Genomic DNA, 14,244 nt, shown 5'->3' with positions numbered 1-14,244 from the left:
GGCAGGCAACCGCCCGGCCGCAACACGCCGGCAGAGACGAGGGCGGCCGGGCCGCGTGCCGGGCACATGGCGGCCGGGCCGGGCACGCTGGGCACATGGCGGCCGGGCCGGGCACGCTGGGCACATGGCGGTCACCGGGCCACGGCCACCAGGTCCCGCCGCCCGAACCGGAGAAGGCGCGCCTACCCACTTCATCATCACGAACTCCCTGTCGGCGGCCGACGAGCCCAGGCCGCGGGCCCTCGGCGGCGGTGGTGGTCCGCGAACACGTCAGGGGACCGGAAGTGTCGGACCCGGCCGCTATCGTGCGGAACATGATCGAGAGACCCACCGTGCGCTGGCGGAACCAGATCGCCGAGCAGGACGCCGAGATCGCCGCGGGCACCCTGGCACCGGAGAAGGCATATGCGGTCCAGCTCTGGCCACCCGCCTTCACCACCGCTGTCGACACCGTCCTGGCCGCCTACGAACAGGACGTCGCCGTCGTCGACACGACGTCCGACGAAGCCGTCTGGGCGACGGTCGAGACGGTCGTGGTCGGGCTCAACCAGGCCGACGAAGAGTTCGGGGCGATCGAGACCGGCGAACGCGAGGAACTCGCCGAGTACATCGACGCGGTACTGACCGGCGCCGGAGTGGACGTCGCGGCCCTGACCGCCCGCGGCGGCCATCATCGCGGCGAACTGACCGACTCCTGGCGCGACTGGTGACCCGCGGTCCGGACACCGCCGCCGGCACGGCCGCACCGGCAGTGACCTGACCGGCTGCTATTTGACCGGCTGCTATTTGACCGGCTGCTGTTTGACCGGCTGCTGTTTGACCGGCTGCTGTTTGACCGGCTGCAGTTTGACCGGCTGCAGTTTGACCGGCTGCAGTTTGACCGGCTGCAGTTTGACCGGCTGCAGTTTGACCGGCTGCAGTTTGACCGGCGGCAACATGACCGGCGAGGCACGCTTTTTCGGCGTCACGTCCGCGCCGGCTGGCCGGTCTGGGCATGGCTGCCGGACGCACCGGCGTGCGTCGTCGGCTGTAGCCGATGCCTGGTGGGCCACCGTTCCCGTCTCTCCAGCCGTTCCTCGCTTCTCCCCCTCTCCCGCTCCCTCTCTCCCGCTCCCGTTCCTTGGCCCCCCGCTTCTCCGCCTGTTCCGGCTTTGACGCTTTCCCTTGCCGCCTGGATGATCGACGCCCAATCGGGGCGCCGACGGCAGAGCCGGCGACGTCGATCAGCGCACCCCATCGCTCAACGTGGGCTCCTGCTTCGTCCTGGCACGCACAGGCGCACACGATCCGCCGATTGCGTGCGTTCAACCGGGTCATAGCGATGGCAGGAACCCACACAAGCGTTGGGTGCGCTCCCGTCGTCGCCCTGAAGCACTCGCCTCGGGCAAGGCAACCGACAGCTGATGCCCGCAGACCGCCAGCCCCCGGCGAGACAGCCGACAGCTGATGCCCGCAGACCGCCAGCCCCGGGCGAGACAGCCGACAGTTGTCGTTCGGGGACCAGCGGCCTGGGGCGAGGCTGCCGAGGCCGGAGCCGGACCGGCCGCTCTACGGGCGGTAATCGCCGCAGGCGTGCGGCTTCACCGCCGCGCGCACCGTGCTCATGCGCGAACGGGGGCCTGACTCCGGAGGTGCTCTACAGCCACCTGGTGAGGTTGAGCATGTTGCCGTCGGGGTCGAGGACGTGTGCGACGCGCTGGCCCCACGGCATGTCGTTGGCTGGTCCTGGCACGGTCCCACCGGCCGCCTCGACGGTGGGGAGCAGCGCGTCGACGTCCGCGACGTCGGCGCTGAGGATGATCCGCACCGGTGCACCGATCTCGGTGTTCTCCGTCTGCACGAGTCCGAGCGTGGACGCTCCGATCCGCAGCTCGACGTAGAACTCGGGGCCCTCCTCGGGAACGCGGAAGGTCTGCTTCGCGCCGAGCACCGTCTCGTAGAAGGCGCGCAGCCGGGGCAGGTCGGGCGTACTGGCGATGGGTTGGATCGAGGTCATGGGGTTCTCCTGGTCTGCCGGTTTCGAGGTAGACCGGGCGACCTCCCGGAATTCATCGGTGCCGGAGGAGCCGGAATCGCGGGCGCTCGCCAGGGCGCCCGCGCGAATCGGACCGGCCGGAGCGCCCGCGCCAAACCGAACCGGCCGGGGTGTGCACGCCGAACCGAACCGGCCGGGGTGCCCGCGCCGAACAGAACCGGCCGGAGCGTCCGCGCCGAACCGGACCGGCGCCGCCTCCGCATGTCAGTGGGGGCGGCGCCGGAGGGCGGAGGTTACGGGAGGGTCCAGCGCTGGTTGTCGCCGGCGAAGCAGTCCCAGAGCTGGAGCTTCGTGCCGTCGGCTGAGGACGGGCCGGTGGCGTCCAGGCATCTGCCCAGGGAGCGCAAGGTGCCGTGGGTGCCCGCGGTCCACTGCTGGGCCGCGGTGCCGTTGCAGTCGTAGATCTGGACCGGGGTGCCGTTGGTGCTGGACGCGCCGTTCACGTCCAGGCACCTGCCGAGAGCGCGGACGGTGCCGTCCGCGCCGACGGTCCAGGTCTGTGCCGTCGAACCGTTGCAGGTGTAGAGCTGCACCCGGGTGCCGTTGGCCGACGACGCGCCGGGGACGTCGACGCACTTGCCGCCGTAGCCGGTGATCCGGCCCGTGCGGGACGGGACCGTGCCCGCGTCGCCCGCGCCGGCCCACACGTAGGTGCCGGTGGTCTTCGCCGGCAGGGTGCCGGTGAACTGGCGGCTGCCGGCGCGCAGCGTGAAGGTCTGGGCCGACGCGGTCTGGTTGACCACGACGGTGACCAGGGAATTGTCCGGGTTCACGAAGGCCACGTTGGTGACCGTGCCGGTGGAGCCGTAACCCGTGGCGACGCGCTTGGCGCCGGCCTGCACGAACTTCGAGAACTGGGCGATCATGTTGAAGTCGGGGGTCTTCCAGAACGTGTCCGGGTCGGAGGTGCTCTGCACCAGCATCGTCGGGTCGGGCGAGCCGCTCCAGCGTTCCGGCGAGCGGTTCTGGTCGAGCATCGAGACCCAGCCCTGGTAGAGGGTGGACTGGTTGCGGAAGTACTGCACGACCCGGTCGGCGCCCGCGGTGCCCCAGACCGAGCGCTCGGTCATCAGCACGTCCTTGTCGGGGAACTGCGCCTTGACGGTTGCCATCGCGGACGGGTCACCGGCGTAGTCGTGGAACGCGATCCCGTCGACCGAGGACCGTGCGTCGTCGGTCAGGACCCCTTGGGCGTACGAGACACCCTCGCTGAAGTTGTGGTCGAAGGCCCAGATCTTCGTCGCGCCGAGCCCGTGGCCGGCGAGTTCGGACCGCAACGCGATCGCGAGCCGCCGTTCCTGGTCGGCGGTGACCCGCATGCCCGGGTAGTCGGCCGGCTCGAACAGCGGCTCGTTCTGCAGGGTCAGCCCGTAGATCGGGATGCCCTGCGCCGCGTACGCCTGGATCGATCTGCGGTAGTAGGACGCGAGGGTGGGGATGTGCTGGTCGAGCAGGCTGCCGGTGATGAGGGAGTTGCTGCTCTTCATCCACGCCGGCGCCGACCAGGCACTCGCGAAGATCTTCAGGTTCGGGTTGATCGCCAGCGCCTCGCGGAGCGTCGAGATGATCTTGTAGTCGATGTCGCGCTGGATGGAGAAGCGCGACATCGACGGATCGGCGGGGCCGTCGGCGTAGGTGTAGAAGTCGTGCGAGGTGAAGTCGCTGGTGCCGAACGTGATCCGGGCGACGTTGAAACCGGCCCCGGCGTTCGGGTCGACCAGCGTGCGCAGCGCGTTGGTCCGGCCGGCCGGGCTCATCCGGGCCAGGTTGAACACCGTGGACTCCTCCAGCGAGGAGCCGACGCCGAGCACGGTCTGGAACTTCTGCCCGGTGTCGACCGCGATCGTGGCGGTGCCGGCGGCCGCGGCGGTGGCGATGTCGGCCTGCCTGCTGAGCTGGTACGGGGTGCCGGCCAGACCGGCGGCCGGGCTGGTGTACCAGTTGGCGCTCCTCGGCTCGTAGCCCGCGGTGCGCGACTCGGAGCTGAACCACGCCTGCACACTCGCGGCGGGGGCCGCCCGGGCGGGCTGCGGGACGAGGAGACCGGCGGTGGCGAGGAGGCCCGCTACCAGGCCGGCGAAACGGGGACGGGTCATGCGGCGGCGACCTCTCGACGGAACCGTAATCGTTAACAAACCTGCCGGAAATCCTTGCGGTGTGATCGAACCGAGTCAATGAGCCCGGCCCCCGCCGCCGCGGCCGGACCGGGAGAAACCGTGAAACACCGCAGGCACCGCGGCCACGGCCGACCGCCACCCCCGGTTGAGCAGTCGCTCAAAAACGCCTATGCTCGTATTTGAGCGACTGCTCAACCTGAGGGCGGAGGTCGGCTCCGCTCCGTCTGATCACCGAAACGAGGAGCACCATGAAGGTCGTCATCCCCGGGGGAACCGGCCAGGTCGGTGGGGTCCTGGAGCGGGCGCTGACCGCGGACGGCCACGAGGTCGTGGTCCTGACCCGCTCGCCGCGGGGTGCTCGCCAGGTCTACTGGGACGGCGCGACGCTCGGGGACTGGGCCGCCGAGGTGGACGGCAGCGACGTCGTCATCAATCTGGCGGGCCGCAGTGTGAGCTGCCGGTACACCAGGGAGAACCTCGAAGCCATGATGAGCTCGCGGGTGGAGTCGGCGCGTGTGGTCGGTGAGGCCGTCGCCGCGGCGGCCCGGCCACCCGCGGTGTGGCTGCAGATGAGCACCGCAACGATCTATGCGCACCGTTTCGACGCACCCAACGACGAGCAGACCGGCGTGATCGGCGGCGACGAGCAGGGAGTGCCCGGCTACTGGGCCTACAGCGTCGAGATCGCCCGCAACTGGGAGGCCGCGCTGGAACGGGCGGTGACTCCGCACACCCGCAAGTTGGCCCTACGGTCGGCCATGGTGATGAGCCCGGACCGCGGCGGCGTGTTCGACGTCCTGAGCCGGCTCGCGCGACTCGGCCTCGGCGGTCCGGTCGCCGGTGGCCGGCAGTACGTGTCGTGGATCCACGACCGCGACTTCGTCCGGGCCGTCCGTTTCCTGATCGGGCGGGACGACCTGACCGGGCCCGTGAACCTGGCCGCACCCCACCCACTGACGCAGCGAGAGCTGATGCGTGACCTGCGTGCGGCCTGGCGGATGCCGTTCGGCCTGCCGGCCACCCGCCACATGGCCGAGCTCGGCGCCTTCGCCCTCAGGTCGGACACCGAGTTGCTCCTGAAGAGCCGGCGCGTCGTTCCCACCCGGCTCACCGACGCCGGATTCACCTTCGACCACCCGCGGTGGCGTGCCGCAGCCACGGACCTGGCCACGCGCCGCCGGCTTTCCCGGTGAGGTCACGCGGCCTGGATCTGTAGCCGGATCGCCTGGTGGAGCGGGTTACGGGACTCACCGGGAGCGAGTCGTGCGCCGGTCTGGAATGCCGTGGCCGCCCGGTCGGCCGCGCCGGTCTGGAGGTGGGCCCGCGCCAGCGTCAGATAGTGGCCGGCGTGCTGTTCGCACGTCAGATCGTTGAGCCGGGCCTGGTTCAGACGGTGGTGCACGGCGATGGCGTCCGCCCCCTCACCCAGGTCGACAGCGGTGCTCACGCGGGCCAGTTCGATGCTGGTGGGCCCGAACCAGGTCTCGTAGCGGACGGCGTCGCGGCCGAGCCGGGCGGCGACGATGTCGGCCGAGAACAGCAGTTCCCGCGTGGTGACGGCGTCGCCGGTCCGGGCGGCCGCCGACGCGCTCTGCAACAGCAGTGCGCCCCGGACGACCAGCCAGGAGTCGTCCAGGCGCCCGCTCACCGGAAGGTCCGTCGTGGTCACGTCCCGGGCGGCGGCGGTACGGCCGAGTGCCAGCAGCGCCGCCGAGACCGCCCGCAGCGCGGTGGCCGCCAGCAGCGGGTCCCGGCCGCGGCGTGCGGTCTCGATCGCCCGGTCGGCGGTGAGCCACGACAGGTGGTACTCACCGAGTTTGTGCAGTGCCACGGCGGTCAGCCGGTACACCTGGCTGAGCAGGCGGGCCGCCTCGGGCGCGTCCGGCCCACCCGCGCGGGCACCGTCCGAGACCGCGGCATCCCGCAACAGCCTCGGCAGGGCCCGCATCAGCCTGCCGTACTCGACCTGCTCGAAGTTCTGCCAGGCGGTCCGCAGCATCCCGGTGATCGCTGCCGTCGAGGGGATGGCGGCGACCGGCGCGGGTGCCATCGCATCGGTCCGTTCCAGGAACTCGCGGACCCGCTCGATCTCCGCACCGAGCGGGTCGTTCTCCAGCAGGAACTGCGGCCGCGGGTCCCTGCCCAGCAGCAGCGGCAGGTCGATCCGGAGGGCCGCGGCGATCCTGCGGGCGGTGTCGACCGCGGAGATCCGCTCGGCGCCCTCCTCGATCGCGGCGACCCAGGTGCCGGATCTCCCCATCCGCCGGGCGACGTCGTGCCGTGTCAGACCGCGGCGTCTGCGCCAGTGCTCGACGCGGCTGCCGGACGGCAGCTCGTCACCCGGGGGCCGCACGGCGACGGCGACCGTGCCGGCAGCGGCCAGGCCGGTCAGGCCGCCGTCACCGACCCGCCGCGACACCGCCCGGACGAATCCGTGCGGGGACCGCAGATCGTCGTCGTGCCACGGCCGGCCGAGGACGTGCAGGGCGATCTCGTCCTGCAACTCCCATCGGGTCACCGCCTCCGCCAGTAGCGTCGGCCGCTCGACGCCGTCATCCGGTCCGGTCCTGCCCGGCACACCGCCCGTAGGGGCCATCGGATCTCTGCCTCTCGCATTCCGGGGATCCGTGATTCGAACGCGTCGCCGACACGGGCACAGTGAGAAGAATTCGAATCGTCTCAGAGGTGGGCCGGTCAGCCGTCGCACACCATGTGCGGGCCGCGGCGCCCGTGATCGAAAACCGCTTCTGAGCATTGTCGCGGCCGGTCGGATCGGTATCCGGTGGCCTCCCGGTCGATGTCACCCGGTCGGTTGAATCTTGGAACAACACCGGAAGACGTGGAACAAGATGGATACGTGTCGAATCCCTATGCCGCTCCGCCCGACGTCCTGTCGGTGAACACCGTCGCGGAACTCGCCGACGCCCTGGGCCGGCTGCGCCGGTGGGCCCGGCCGGGTCCGGCCGCCGATCCGCCCACTCTGCGGGTTCTCGCCGACCGGACGGGAGTCCCGCTCACCACGATCGCCAACGCCCTCTCCGGGCGCACGCTGCCCGGGACCAGGGTCGTGTACGAGTTCGCGCGAGCCTGTGGCCTGCCCGAGGACGACCTGCCGCTGTGGACCGAGGCACGCCAGCGCGCCGCGGACAGCCGCCGGGCCCGCCGCCGCCCGCCGGCCGCCGCGATCACGGCCGGTCTCCCGGCTCCCGTCACCGATACGGCCGCTGTGCTCACGGTCATCCCCGCCACGGTGGCGGCCAGCTATCTGGCGACGCTCGCGCCGTACGAGGCCGGCCAGAACCTCACCGCCATGGCCGAGGCCGCCGCGGTCGACTGCCTGGCCGTCATGCCGACCCATGTCGTCCTGGACTGCCTGACCGCGATGGTGCCGGCCGCCGCCGCACGGCTGCTCCAAGCCGAGGATCTGGTACTGGCGGCGGACCAGCTGCAACTGTTGCCGCTGCCGGTGGGCCAGGCCGTTCTCGCGGCACTGCCCACCGCCGTCGCCTCCCGGCTGCTGTTCGAGATGCCCCGTACGGCCGCTCTCGGGTTGGTCTCCGGTATGACGACCGCCTGGAAGACCGCGCTGATGACCGACCCGGCACTGCCCACCGCGCTCGCCATCGAGGTGCTCTACAGCACCGACTACACCTGGGCCACCAGCGTGCTCACCACCATCGACGCCGCTCGCGCCGGCAAGATCATCGCCTCGGTGGCGCCCGACGCCGCCGCCGGTCTCCTGACCGGGCTGCCCACCGCCCGCGGCTGCGATCTGCTGACCCGGACCGATCCGGGCCGGGCCGGCCTGATCCTCGCCGAAGCCGACCCCCACCAGGGGGCGGCACTGCTGGCCGCGCTGTCCACCACGACGGCCACCGCCATCCTGGCCGTGATGCCGCAGGCCGAGGCGGGCGAGCTTCTGGCGGCCATGGACGGCGGGCGGCGCCGGCACCTGCTCGCCAACACCGAACCCCGCCGCGCGTCGGTCCTGCGCGCGGCGACCCCGTCGCCGCAACCGGCACGTAACGCCGGCCCGGGCCACCGGGACCCGTCGAGCCGGGCGGTGCTCTCCGCCACCGTCGCCCGGCTCTTCCCCGAACACCGGCCCCCCTCGGCCGACGGGACCGGTGGTCCCTGACGGCGGGCGCGGTTGCCTGCCCCGGCTATTCGGGCAGCAGCATGCGGCCCTCGGCGTCCCGCCCGACCGGGATGACCTCGCTCACCGCGCCGGCCGGGACCGGCCCGTAGATGTGCGGGAACTCGTCGGCGCCCGGCTCCGGGCTCTCGTACCGCACGGGTGCGCCGACGCGGTCGCCGTCGATGACCAGCACCACCAGGTCATCGGCGTCGGCGTAGAGGAACTCGGCGACGGTGCGCAGCTGGTGGGGCAGCGAACAGTGGATGAAGCCCTGCTCGTCGAGGGACACGCCGCGGGTCGACGTGCGATACCAGCCGGTCTCCCGGGCGGCCTCCCAGCTCGTCCGTTCGGTGATGTGGAGAAGTCGCGTCATACCGGGACGGTACCGTGGCCGCGATCATCGGCACGGTGCTGGACCGGGAGCGGTACCGTGCCGCACTCCCCCACCGGAGCGGGTCGGGGCGCGAGGTTTTTCAAAAACTTCGGCGCAGCTGCATCCGCCGTGCCCCGTTCCGGCCGTCTAGTCCTCGGACAGACAGGAGCTCCGGCTGGTGAACAGTGATGAAGAGGCGAACTATCGCAGTTTCGTCGACGCGCAGGCGCACTCGCTTCGCGGACTCGCCTACCTCACGTGCGGCGACTGGCAGCTCGCGGAGGACGCGGTCTTCACCGCTCTGGCCAAGCTGTACGACCGGTGGCGCCGGGTGGAACGCCCGGAGAGTTATGCCCGCAGCATGGTGGTCCGGGCCGCCATCGACGAGGTCCGCCGGCCCTGGTGGCGGCGCGAGCAGCCGGGCAGCCACGCCATGCCGGAGCGGGCCGGCACGGACAGCGCCCACGAGGTCGACGAGCGCCTGCGGATCCAGGCCGCGCTGGCCCATCTGCCGGTCCGCCGACGGGCCGTGCTGGTGCTGCGCTATTTCGAGGATCTGACCGTGCAGGAGACCGCCGAGGCGCTCAACTGCCCGGTAGCGACCGTGAAGAGTCACACCGTCCGCGGCCTGCGGACGCTGCGTGAGGTCCTCGGCGCCGACACCACACTGACCGCTGGAGATGCGCACGGGACGGAGCACTATGCGACTCGACATGCATGAGTTGCTGGAGACGGCGCGGGCGGGCGACCCGCCGATGCGGCACAGCACCGACGACTTCATCATGGGCGGACGGCGCCGGCGGACCCGGCGGCGCATGGTCTGGGCCACCAGTGCGGCCGGAGCGGTGCTGGCGGTCGCCGGCATCGCCGTCGTCCCGCAGATGCTGGTCACTCACCGCGACGTCGCGGTGAGTGACCAGTCGGTGATGTCCTATCCGGTCTCCGCGTTCGCCTACACCCTCAGCGGCTACACCGTCGGCGACCTCGAGGTCAGCGATCCGGTCAACGTGACGCCCGGATACCAGCAGGCCCGGATCCGGCGGGCGAACGAGACGAGCGAGTACGACCTCGGCGACGGCACCTCGGAGAACGTTGCGGTGAGCCGTTCGGTGCTGACGGTCTACCGCGCCGGGACCTTCGATCCGGTGCGATTCGAGGGCGCCGCGTCCGTTCCGGTCGGTGACTCGACCGGCCTCTATCTCGCCGACACCGCGCTGGCCTGGCAGTACGAGCCGGGCTCGTGGGCCGTCATCGACGCCGGGCGCGGCCATCTGAGCCGCACGGACATGCTGCACGTGGCCGCGGCGATGCGGCCCGGCCCGAGCCGCCCGGCCACCCTGCCCTGGCGGATGAGCTACCTGCCGCCCGGCTATCACCTCAGCTCGATGGGCATCGCCGCGGACGACGGGATCGTCGGCGCCCACCTGCAGCAGGGTGATGCCCGGTTCACCCGGGAGCGGGAGGAGTACACGGGGCTGACCGAGCCGCTGGCCGGCGCGGGCACGGACAACCTGCGGGTGAAGGTGTATCCGAGGTCGTACGGCGACAGTCTCCTGGCGAAGGTCGACTGGACGGCCGGGCGGTCACCGGGTGCCGGCACCTCGGACGCCCCGTCGTGGGGCCCGTCGAACTCGGCCACGTACCGGCCGGCCGACGACCCGTCGATGTCGGCGTCCCACTGGCCGGCGTACACCTCGTGGTCCGAACCCGCGAACGGGTCGCCGGACCCGTCGGGGCAGACGGCCGAGGTCGCGCCGTTCTGCGTGCCGGGCAGGAGCGCCTGCTACCGGTACACCGCCGACGGCGCCTACCTCATCGAGGCCACCGCCACCGCGGAGGGCTCCGGCCCCGAACTGCTCACCGTGCTGCGCGGCATGCGGGTCGACGACCCCACCGACACGACGACGTGGTCGGAGATCGTCGACGCCCTGCCCGGCGTGGGCAGATAACCCGAACAGACAACGCGACACCAGACCCGGTCTACGCCACAGGTGGCGAGACGGCTTCGCCATGCCCGTACGGAGGTTTCATGATCAACATGCAACGGCGCGTCATCGCCGCACCCGTCACGGTTCTCCGGAACCTTCAGGACCGGCTCGCCGGGCCGGACGACCTGCTGTGGCCGGCCGACGACTGGGAGCCGCTGCGGCTGGACCGCCCCCTCGGGGTCGGCGCGAGCGGAGGCCACGGACCGATCAGATACACCGTGACCGCGTACGAACCGGGCCTGCGCGTACGGTTCGAATTTCCGCCGGGTGCGCCCCTGGACGGGTATCACGAGCTGTGGGTACGCGCCATCGGCCCGGACCGCTCCGAGATGGTGCACATCCTGGTGGCCAGCACCCGCGGCGCGATGCGACTGTTCTGGCCGCTGGCGATGCGCTGGACCCACCAGGCCCTGATCGCCGAGCTGCTCGACAACGCCGAACGCGCGGCCACCGGCACGGTCCGCCACCCGCACCGCCGGTCACTGTGGGTCCGGCTGCTGCGCACCGTCCGGCCCGCCATACCGGCGCAGGCCGTGCCGTGACGGTCACCCCGATGACGGTCACCGCCCCCGTGGCCGTCGCACCGTCCCGGCTCGTGGCACCGCTCACCGCCGACCCGCCGCGACCGGACGCACGCGGCAGGCGCCTGCCCGCACTGGATCTCCTCCGGTTCGTGGCGGCCCTCGGTGTCGCCATCTTCCACCTGGCCGCGGTGGCCGGCACCGGGGGCGTGCACATCTGGGGCCGCCCGGCCGAGGAGGTCTTCGGCTGGTTCTACCGGATCGCCGCGTACGGCTGGGTCGGTGTGCCGTTCTTCTTCATGATCAGCGGTTTCGTGATCTGCATGACGGCGTGGGGCCGTACCCCCGAGCAGTATCTGGTCTCCCGGTTCGTCCGGCTGTTCCCGGCCCTGTGGGTGTGCGCGACGATCACGACGCTGGTCACCATGGCCTACCCCCGGGTCTTCACACCGGTGCCGTTCCGGGCCCTGGCGGCGAACCTGTTCCTGCTGGAGGACCCGCTCGGCACACCCCGCATCGACGATGTCTACTGGACGCTCTGGCTGGAACTCAAGTTCTACCTGCTGTTCCTGGCCGTGGTGTGGATCGGTGTCACGTACCGCAACGTCGTCGCCTTCTGCCTGCTCTGGAGCGTGTCGTCGGTGCTGGCCGCGGAGATCGGGCAGCCCTGGCTGGACACGCTGGTGATGCGGGAGAACTCGCACTACTTCATCGCCGGTGTCGCGTTCTATCTCATCCACCGCTGCGGGCCCCGGCTGGAGTTGTGGCTGCTGATCGGCCTGAGCTGGGCCCTGGCGATGCACTACTACGAGGGCAACCCGTGGCAGGCCGGGCACGGTATGTCCTACACACCCTCCAGCGTCGTGGTGACGGTCTGCTTCGGGATCCTGGCCCTGCTGGCGCTGCACCGGCTCGACTGGATCCGATGGCGGCCGCTGGCCGTCCTCGGCACCGCCACCTACCCGTTCTACCTGCTGCACTATGTCGTCGGCTTCGCGCTGATCCATTTCGTACGGCAGCACACGACGATCGGCCCGGTCCCGCTGCTGGCGCTCGCCCTCGTGGTACTGACCGGCGCGGCGATCCTGGTGAACCGTCGCGTGGAACAGCCGATCGCCGGACGGCTGCGCGCGGCCTTCGCCCGCCGACGGTGACGTGGCCGCACCCCGTCGGGGGTGCGGCCGCGTCCTCGCGTCCCTGCGGCATGCCGCCGGGACGGCAAAAGCCGATCATGAACAGCAGACCCGGACCGCCGCGCCCGTCAGGCGCGCCGGAAGGCGTGGACCGTTAGTGGCACGAAGATCAGCAGCAGCGCGGTGAGCCAGAGCAGGGCGCGGACCGCGGGGCCGGCGGCTGCGGGGCCGCCGATGGTCAGGCCGCGGACCGCGTCGACGACCAGGGTGATCGGGTTGTGTTCGGCGAACGCGCGTACCGGTCCCGGCATGGTGGCGATCGGGACGAACGCCGACGACGCGAACGTCAGCGGGAAGACCCAGATGAATCCGGCGGACTGCGCGGTCTCCGGGTTGCGCACCGACAGACCGATCCACGCACTGATCCAGGAGAAGACGAACGAGAACGCCAGGACCAGCAGGAACGCGGCGCCGAGTTGCCACGCCGGCTGGGTGGGGCGAAATCCGACAAGCAGTCCGACGACGATCATGACGGTGAGGGTGAAGACGTTCATGACGAGATCGGCGACGGTACGGCCGACCAGCACCGCCGAGCGCGCCATCGGCAGGGACCGCAGCCGGTCCACGACACCGCTGCCGACGTCCTCGGTCAGGCCGAGCCCGGTGACCAGGGCGCCGAAGATCGCGGTCTGCACGATGATGCCGGGCATCAGGAAGTTGACGTAGGAGGTGGCGCCGGTGTCGATGGCGCCGCCGAAGATGTAGCGGAACAGCAGCACGAAGATCACCGGCTGGATGAACGAGAACACGATGTAGGTGGGCCGGCGCAGGGTGCGGCGCAACTGGCGGCCGGCCATCACCCGGCTGTCGTGCAGGACGGCGCCGGCCGTGAGCCGTTGCCGTCCGCCGCGGATGACGATTCCGGTGCTCATCGTGCCTCCTCGGGGACGGCGGTGGCGGAACGGCCGGTCAGGGACAGGAAGACGTCGTCGAGGCTGGGCCGGGTGAGCTGGATCGTCGCGACGGTCACGCCGTGCCGGTCGAGGCGGCGGAGGGCTTCGGCGGAGGCGTCCGGACGGGAGACGTGGACGGTCAGGTCGCCGGAGACCGGGTCCGCGGTGACCGTGGTGCCGGCGGCGGCGAGGTCGGCAAGCAGCGGGACCGCGGTGGCCAGTGCGGCCGGTTCGGGCAGGTGGAGGTGCAGGATGTCGGTGCCGATGCCGGCTTTGAGGGTGTCGGGGGTGCCCTCGGCGATCACGGTGCCGGCCGCGATGACGGCGATCCGCTGGGCGAGCCGGTCGGCCTCGTCGAGGTATTGGGTGGTCAGCAGCACGGTGGTGCCGGCGTCGCGCAGTTCGTCGACGATCGACCACAGTTCCTGCCGGGACCGGGGGTCGAGGCCGGTGGTGGGTTCGTCGAGCAGCAGGACGGGTGGCCGCCCGGTGAGGCCGGCGGCCAGGTCGAGCCGTCGCCGCATGCCGCCGGAATAGGTGCCGACGCGCCGGTCGGCGGCGCCGCTGAGGTCGAAGCGCTCGAGGATCTCGCCGGCCCGGCGGCGGGCCTCGGCGCGGGGCAGCCGGTAGAGGCGGCCCACCATCTCCAGGTTCTCCCGGCCGGTGAGTTCCTGGTCGACGGCCGCGTACTGGCCGGCGAGCCCGATCGAGCGGCGGACCGGCAGTGGGTCGGCGACGACGTCGTGGCCCATCACCCGGGCGGTGCCGCGGGTCGGGCGGAGCAGCGTCGACAGCACTCTGATCAGGGTGGTCTTGCCGGCGCCGTTGGGTCCGAGGACGCCGAGCACGGTGCCCGCCGCGATGCGCAGGCCGAGTCCGTCGAGGGCGGTGACCCGCCCGTAGGAGACGGCGAGATCCACCACCTCAATGGGATCCGTATACGTATTCATGTGCGTAGTAGTACACGTATGAGTACACTCGCGTCC

The 14,244-nt window shown here is 71.3% G+C and carries 14 protein-coding genes; 8 read left to right on the top strand and 6 right to left on the bottom strand.

Annotated elements, in window-relative coordinates:
* The first annotated feature begins 314 nt into the window (after positions 1-314).
* Positions 315-710, top strand: a complete 396-nt coding sequence (locus BC793_RS16485) for a hypothetical protein (RefSeq protein ID WP_109593508.1) — start codon at positions 315-317, stop codon at positions 708-710.
* 61 nt (positions 711-771) lie between these two features.
* On the top strand, positions 772-1,155 hold the full coding sequence (locus BC793_RS52805) for a pentapeptide repeat-containing protein (RefSeq protein ID WP_158319275.1): 384 nt from the start codon (positions 772-774) through the stop codon (positions 1,153-1,155).
* Between the two features lie 481 nt (positions 1,156-1,636).
* Here the strand turns inward: BC793_RS52805 and BC793_RS16475 are convergent, their stop codons facing one another.
* Both BC793_RS16475 and BC793_RS16470 read right to left on the bottom strand, forming a co-directional pair.
* A complete protein-coding gene (locus BC793_RS16475) occupies positions 1,637-1,996 on the bottom strand; it encodes a VOC family protein (protein ID WP_109593386.1) in 360 nt (119 codons plus the stop codon).
* Between the two features lie 272 nt (positions 1,997-2,268).
* Positions 2,269-4,131 carry a ricin-type beta-trefoil lectin domain protein gene (locus BC793_RS16470; RefSeq protein ID WP_109593385.1) on the bottom strand — a complete coding sequence of 621 codons (1,863 nt, stop codon included), beginning with the start codon at positions 4,129-4,131 and terminating at the stop codon, positions 2,269-2,271.
* Between the two features lie 269 nt (positions 4,132-4,400).
* Here BC793_RS16470 and BC793_RS16465 point away from each other — a divergent pair, with 269 nt between their 5' ends.
* The gene (locus tag BC793_RS16465; protein WP_109593384.1) at positions 4,401-5,345 is read left to right on the top strand and encodes a TIGR01777 family oxidoreductase; all 945 of its coding nucleotides are present in this window, start codon (positions 4,401-4,403) and stop codon (positions 5,343-5,345) included.
* A 2-nt stretch (positions 5,346-5,347) separates the two neighbouring features.
* On the opposite strand, the gene BC793_RS16460 is transcribed toward BC793_RS16465, so the two are convergent.
* On the bottom strand, positions 5,348-6,748 hold the full coding sequence (locus BC793_RS16460; RefSeq protein ID WP_158319274.1) for a helix-turn-helix domain-containing protein: 1,401 nt from the start codon (positions 6,746-6,748) through the stop codon (positions 5,348-5,350).
* Positions 6,749-7,009: 261 nt separating this feature from the next.
* On the opposite strand from BC793_RS16460, the gene BC793_RS16455 reads away from it, so the two are divergent.
* The gene (locus tag BC793_RS16455; protein ID WP_146246307.1) at positions 7,010-8,290 is read left to right on the top strand and encodes a helix-turn-helix domain-containing protein; all 1,281 of its coding nucleotides are present in this window, start codon (positions 7,010-7,012) and stop codon (positions 8,288-8,290) included.
* Between the two features lie 25 nt (positions 8,291-8,315).
* Here BC793_RS16455 and BC793_RS16450 read toward each other — a convergent pair whose 3' ends face one another.
* Positions 8,316-8,663, bottom strand: coding sequence for a DUF952 domain-containing protein (locus BC793_RS16450; RefSeq protein WP_109593381.1), 348 nt, complete (start codon positions 8,661-8,663; stop codon positions 8,316-8,318).
* Between the two features lie 178 nt (positions 8,664-8,841).
* Between BC793_RS16450 and BC793_RS16445 the strand changes: the two genes are divergently transcribed.
* From BC793_RS16445 to BC793_RS16430, 4 genes are all read left to right on the top strand, one after another.
* Positions 8,842-9,384, top strand: coding sequence for a SigE family RNA polymerase sigma factor (locus BC793_RS16445; protein WP_109593380.1), 543 nt, complete (start codon positions 8,842-8,844; stop codon positions 9,382-9,384).
* Positions 9,377-10,612 carry a hypothetical protein gene (locus BC793_RS16440; protein ID WP_146246306.1) on the top strand — a complete coding sequence of 412 codons (1,236 nt, stop codon included), beginning with the start codon at positions 9,377-9,379 and terminating at the stop codon, positions 10,610-10,612. Before BC793_RS16445 ends, BC793_RS16440 begins: the two co-directional genes overlap by 8 nt.
* Before the next feature lie 80 nt (positions 10,613-10,692).
* Positions 10,693-11,193: a hypothetical protein gene (locus tag BC793_RS49610; protein ID WP_109593378.1), complete on the top strand. Its 501-nt coding sequence runs from the start codon at positions 10,693-10,695 to the stop codon at positions 11,191-11,193.
* A gap of 11 nt (positions 11,194-11,204) precedes the next feature.
* The gene (locus BC793_RS16430) at positions 11,205-12,326 is read left to right on the top strand and encodes an acyltransferase family protein (RefSeq protein ID WP_158319272.1); all 1,122 of its coding nucleotides are present in this window, start codon (positions 11,205-11,207) and stop codon (positions 12,324-12,326) included.
* Positions 12,327-12,433: 107 nt separating this feature from the next.
* Here the strand turns inward: BC793_RS16430 and BC793_RS16425 are convergent, their stop codons facing one another.
* Both BC793_RS16425 and BC793_RS16420 read right to left on the bottom strand, forming a co-directional pair.
* On the bottom strand, positions 12,434-13,237 hold the full coding sequence (locus BC793_RS16425) for an ABC transporter permease (RefSeq protein ID WP_109593376.1): 804 nt from the start codon (positions 13,235-13,237) through the stop codon (positions 12,434-12,436).
* Positions 13,234-14,208 carry an ATP-binding cassette domain-containing protein gene (locus tag BC793_RS16420; RefSeq protein ID WP_109593375.1) on the bottom strand — a complete coding sequence of 325 codons (975 nt, stop codon included), beginning with the start codon at positions 14,206-14,208 and terminating at the stop codon, positions 13,234-13,236. The genes BC793_RS16425 and BC793_RS16420 overlap by 4 nt, the downstream gene beginning before the upstream one ends.
* Positions 14,209-14,244: the final 36 nt, after the last annotated feature.

This window comes from Actinoplanes xinjiangensis, from assembly GCF_003148685.1.
GTDB classification, from domain to species: domain Bacteria; phylum Actinomycetota; class Actinomycetes; order Mycobacteriales; family Micromonosporaceae; genus Actinoplanes; species Actinoplanes xinjiangensis.
The sequence above is the reverse complement of the archived record's forward strand: the minus strand, read 5'-3'. Positions and strand labels throughout refer to the sequence as shown.

Excerpts from the sequence above, each read along its gene's own strand:
- BC793_RS16485 (WP_109593508.1), top strand. The coding sequence starts at position 315 with ATGATCGAGAGACCCACCGTGCGCTGGCGGAACCAGATCGCCGAGCAG.
- BC793_RS16475 (WP_109593386.1), bottom strand. The coding sequence starts at position 1,996 with ATGACCTCGATCCAACCCATCGCCAGTACGCCCGACCTGCCCCGGCTG.
- BC793_RS16470 (WP_109593385.1), bottom strand. The coding sequence starts at position 4,131 with ATGACCCGTCCCCGTTTCGCCGGCCTGGTAGCGGGCCTCCTCGCCACC.
- BC793_RS16465 (WP_109593384.1), top strand. The coding sequence starts at position 4,401 with ATGAAGGTCGTCATCCCCGGGGGAACCGGCCAGGTCGGTGGGGTCCTG.
- BC793_RS16460 (WP_158319274.1), bottom strand. The coding sequence starts at position 6,748 with ATGGCCCCTACGGGCGGTGTGCCGGGCAGGACCGGACCGGATGACGGC.
- BC793_RS16450 (WP_109593381.1), bottom strand. The coding sequence starts at position 8,663 with ATGACGCGACTTCTCCACATCACCGAACGGACGAGCTGGGAGGCCGCC.
- BC793_RS16440 (WP_146246306.1), top strand. The coding sequence starts at position 9,377 with ATGCATGAGTTGCTGGAGACGGCGCGGGCGGGCGACCCGCCGATGCGG.
- BC793_RS49610 (WP_109593378.1), top strand. The coding sequence starts at position 10,693 with ATGATCAACATGCAACGGCGCGTCATCGCCGCACCCGTCACGGTTCTC.
- BC793_RS16430 (WP_158319272.1), top strand. The coding sequence starts at position 11,205 with ATGACGGTCACCGCCCCCGTGGCCGTCGCACCGTCCCGGCTCGTGGCA.
- BC793_RS16425 (WP_109593376.1), bottom strand. The coding sequence starts at position 13,237 with ATGAGCACCGGAATCGTCATCCGCGGCGGACGGCAACGGCTCACGGCC.
- BC793_RS16420 (WP_109593375.1), bottom strand. The coding sequence starts at position 14,208 with ATGAATACGTATACGGATCCCATTGAGGTGGTGGATCTCGCCGTCTCC.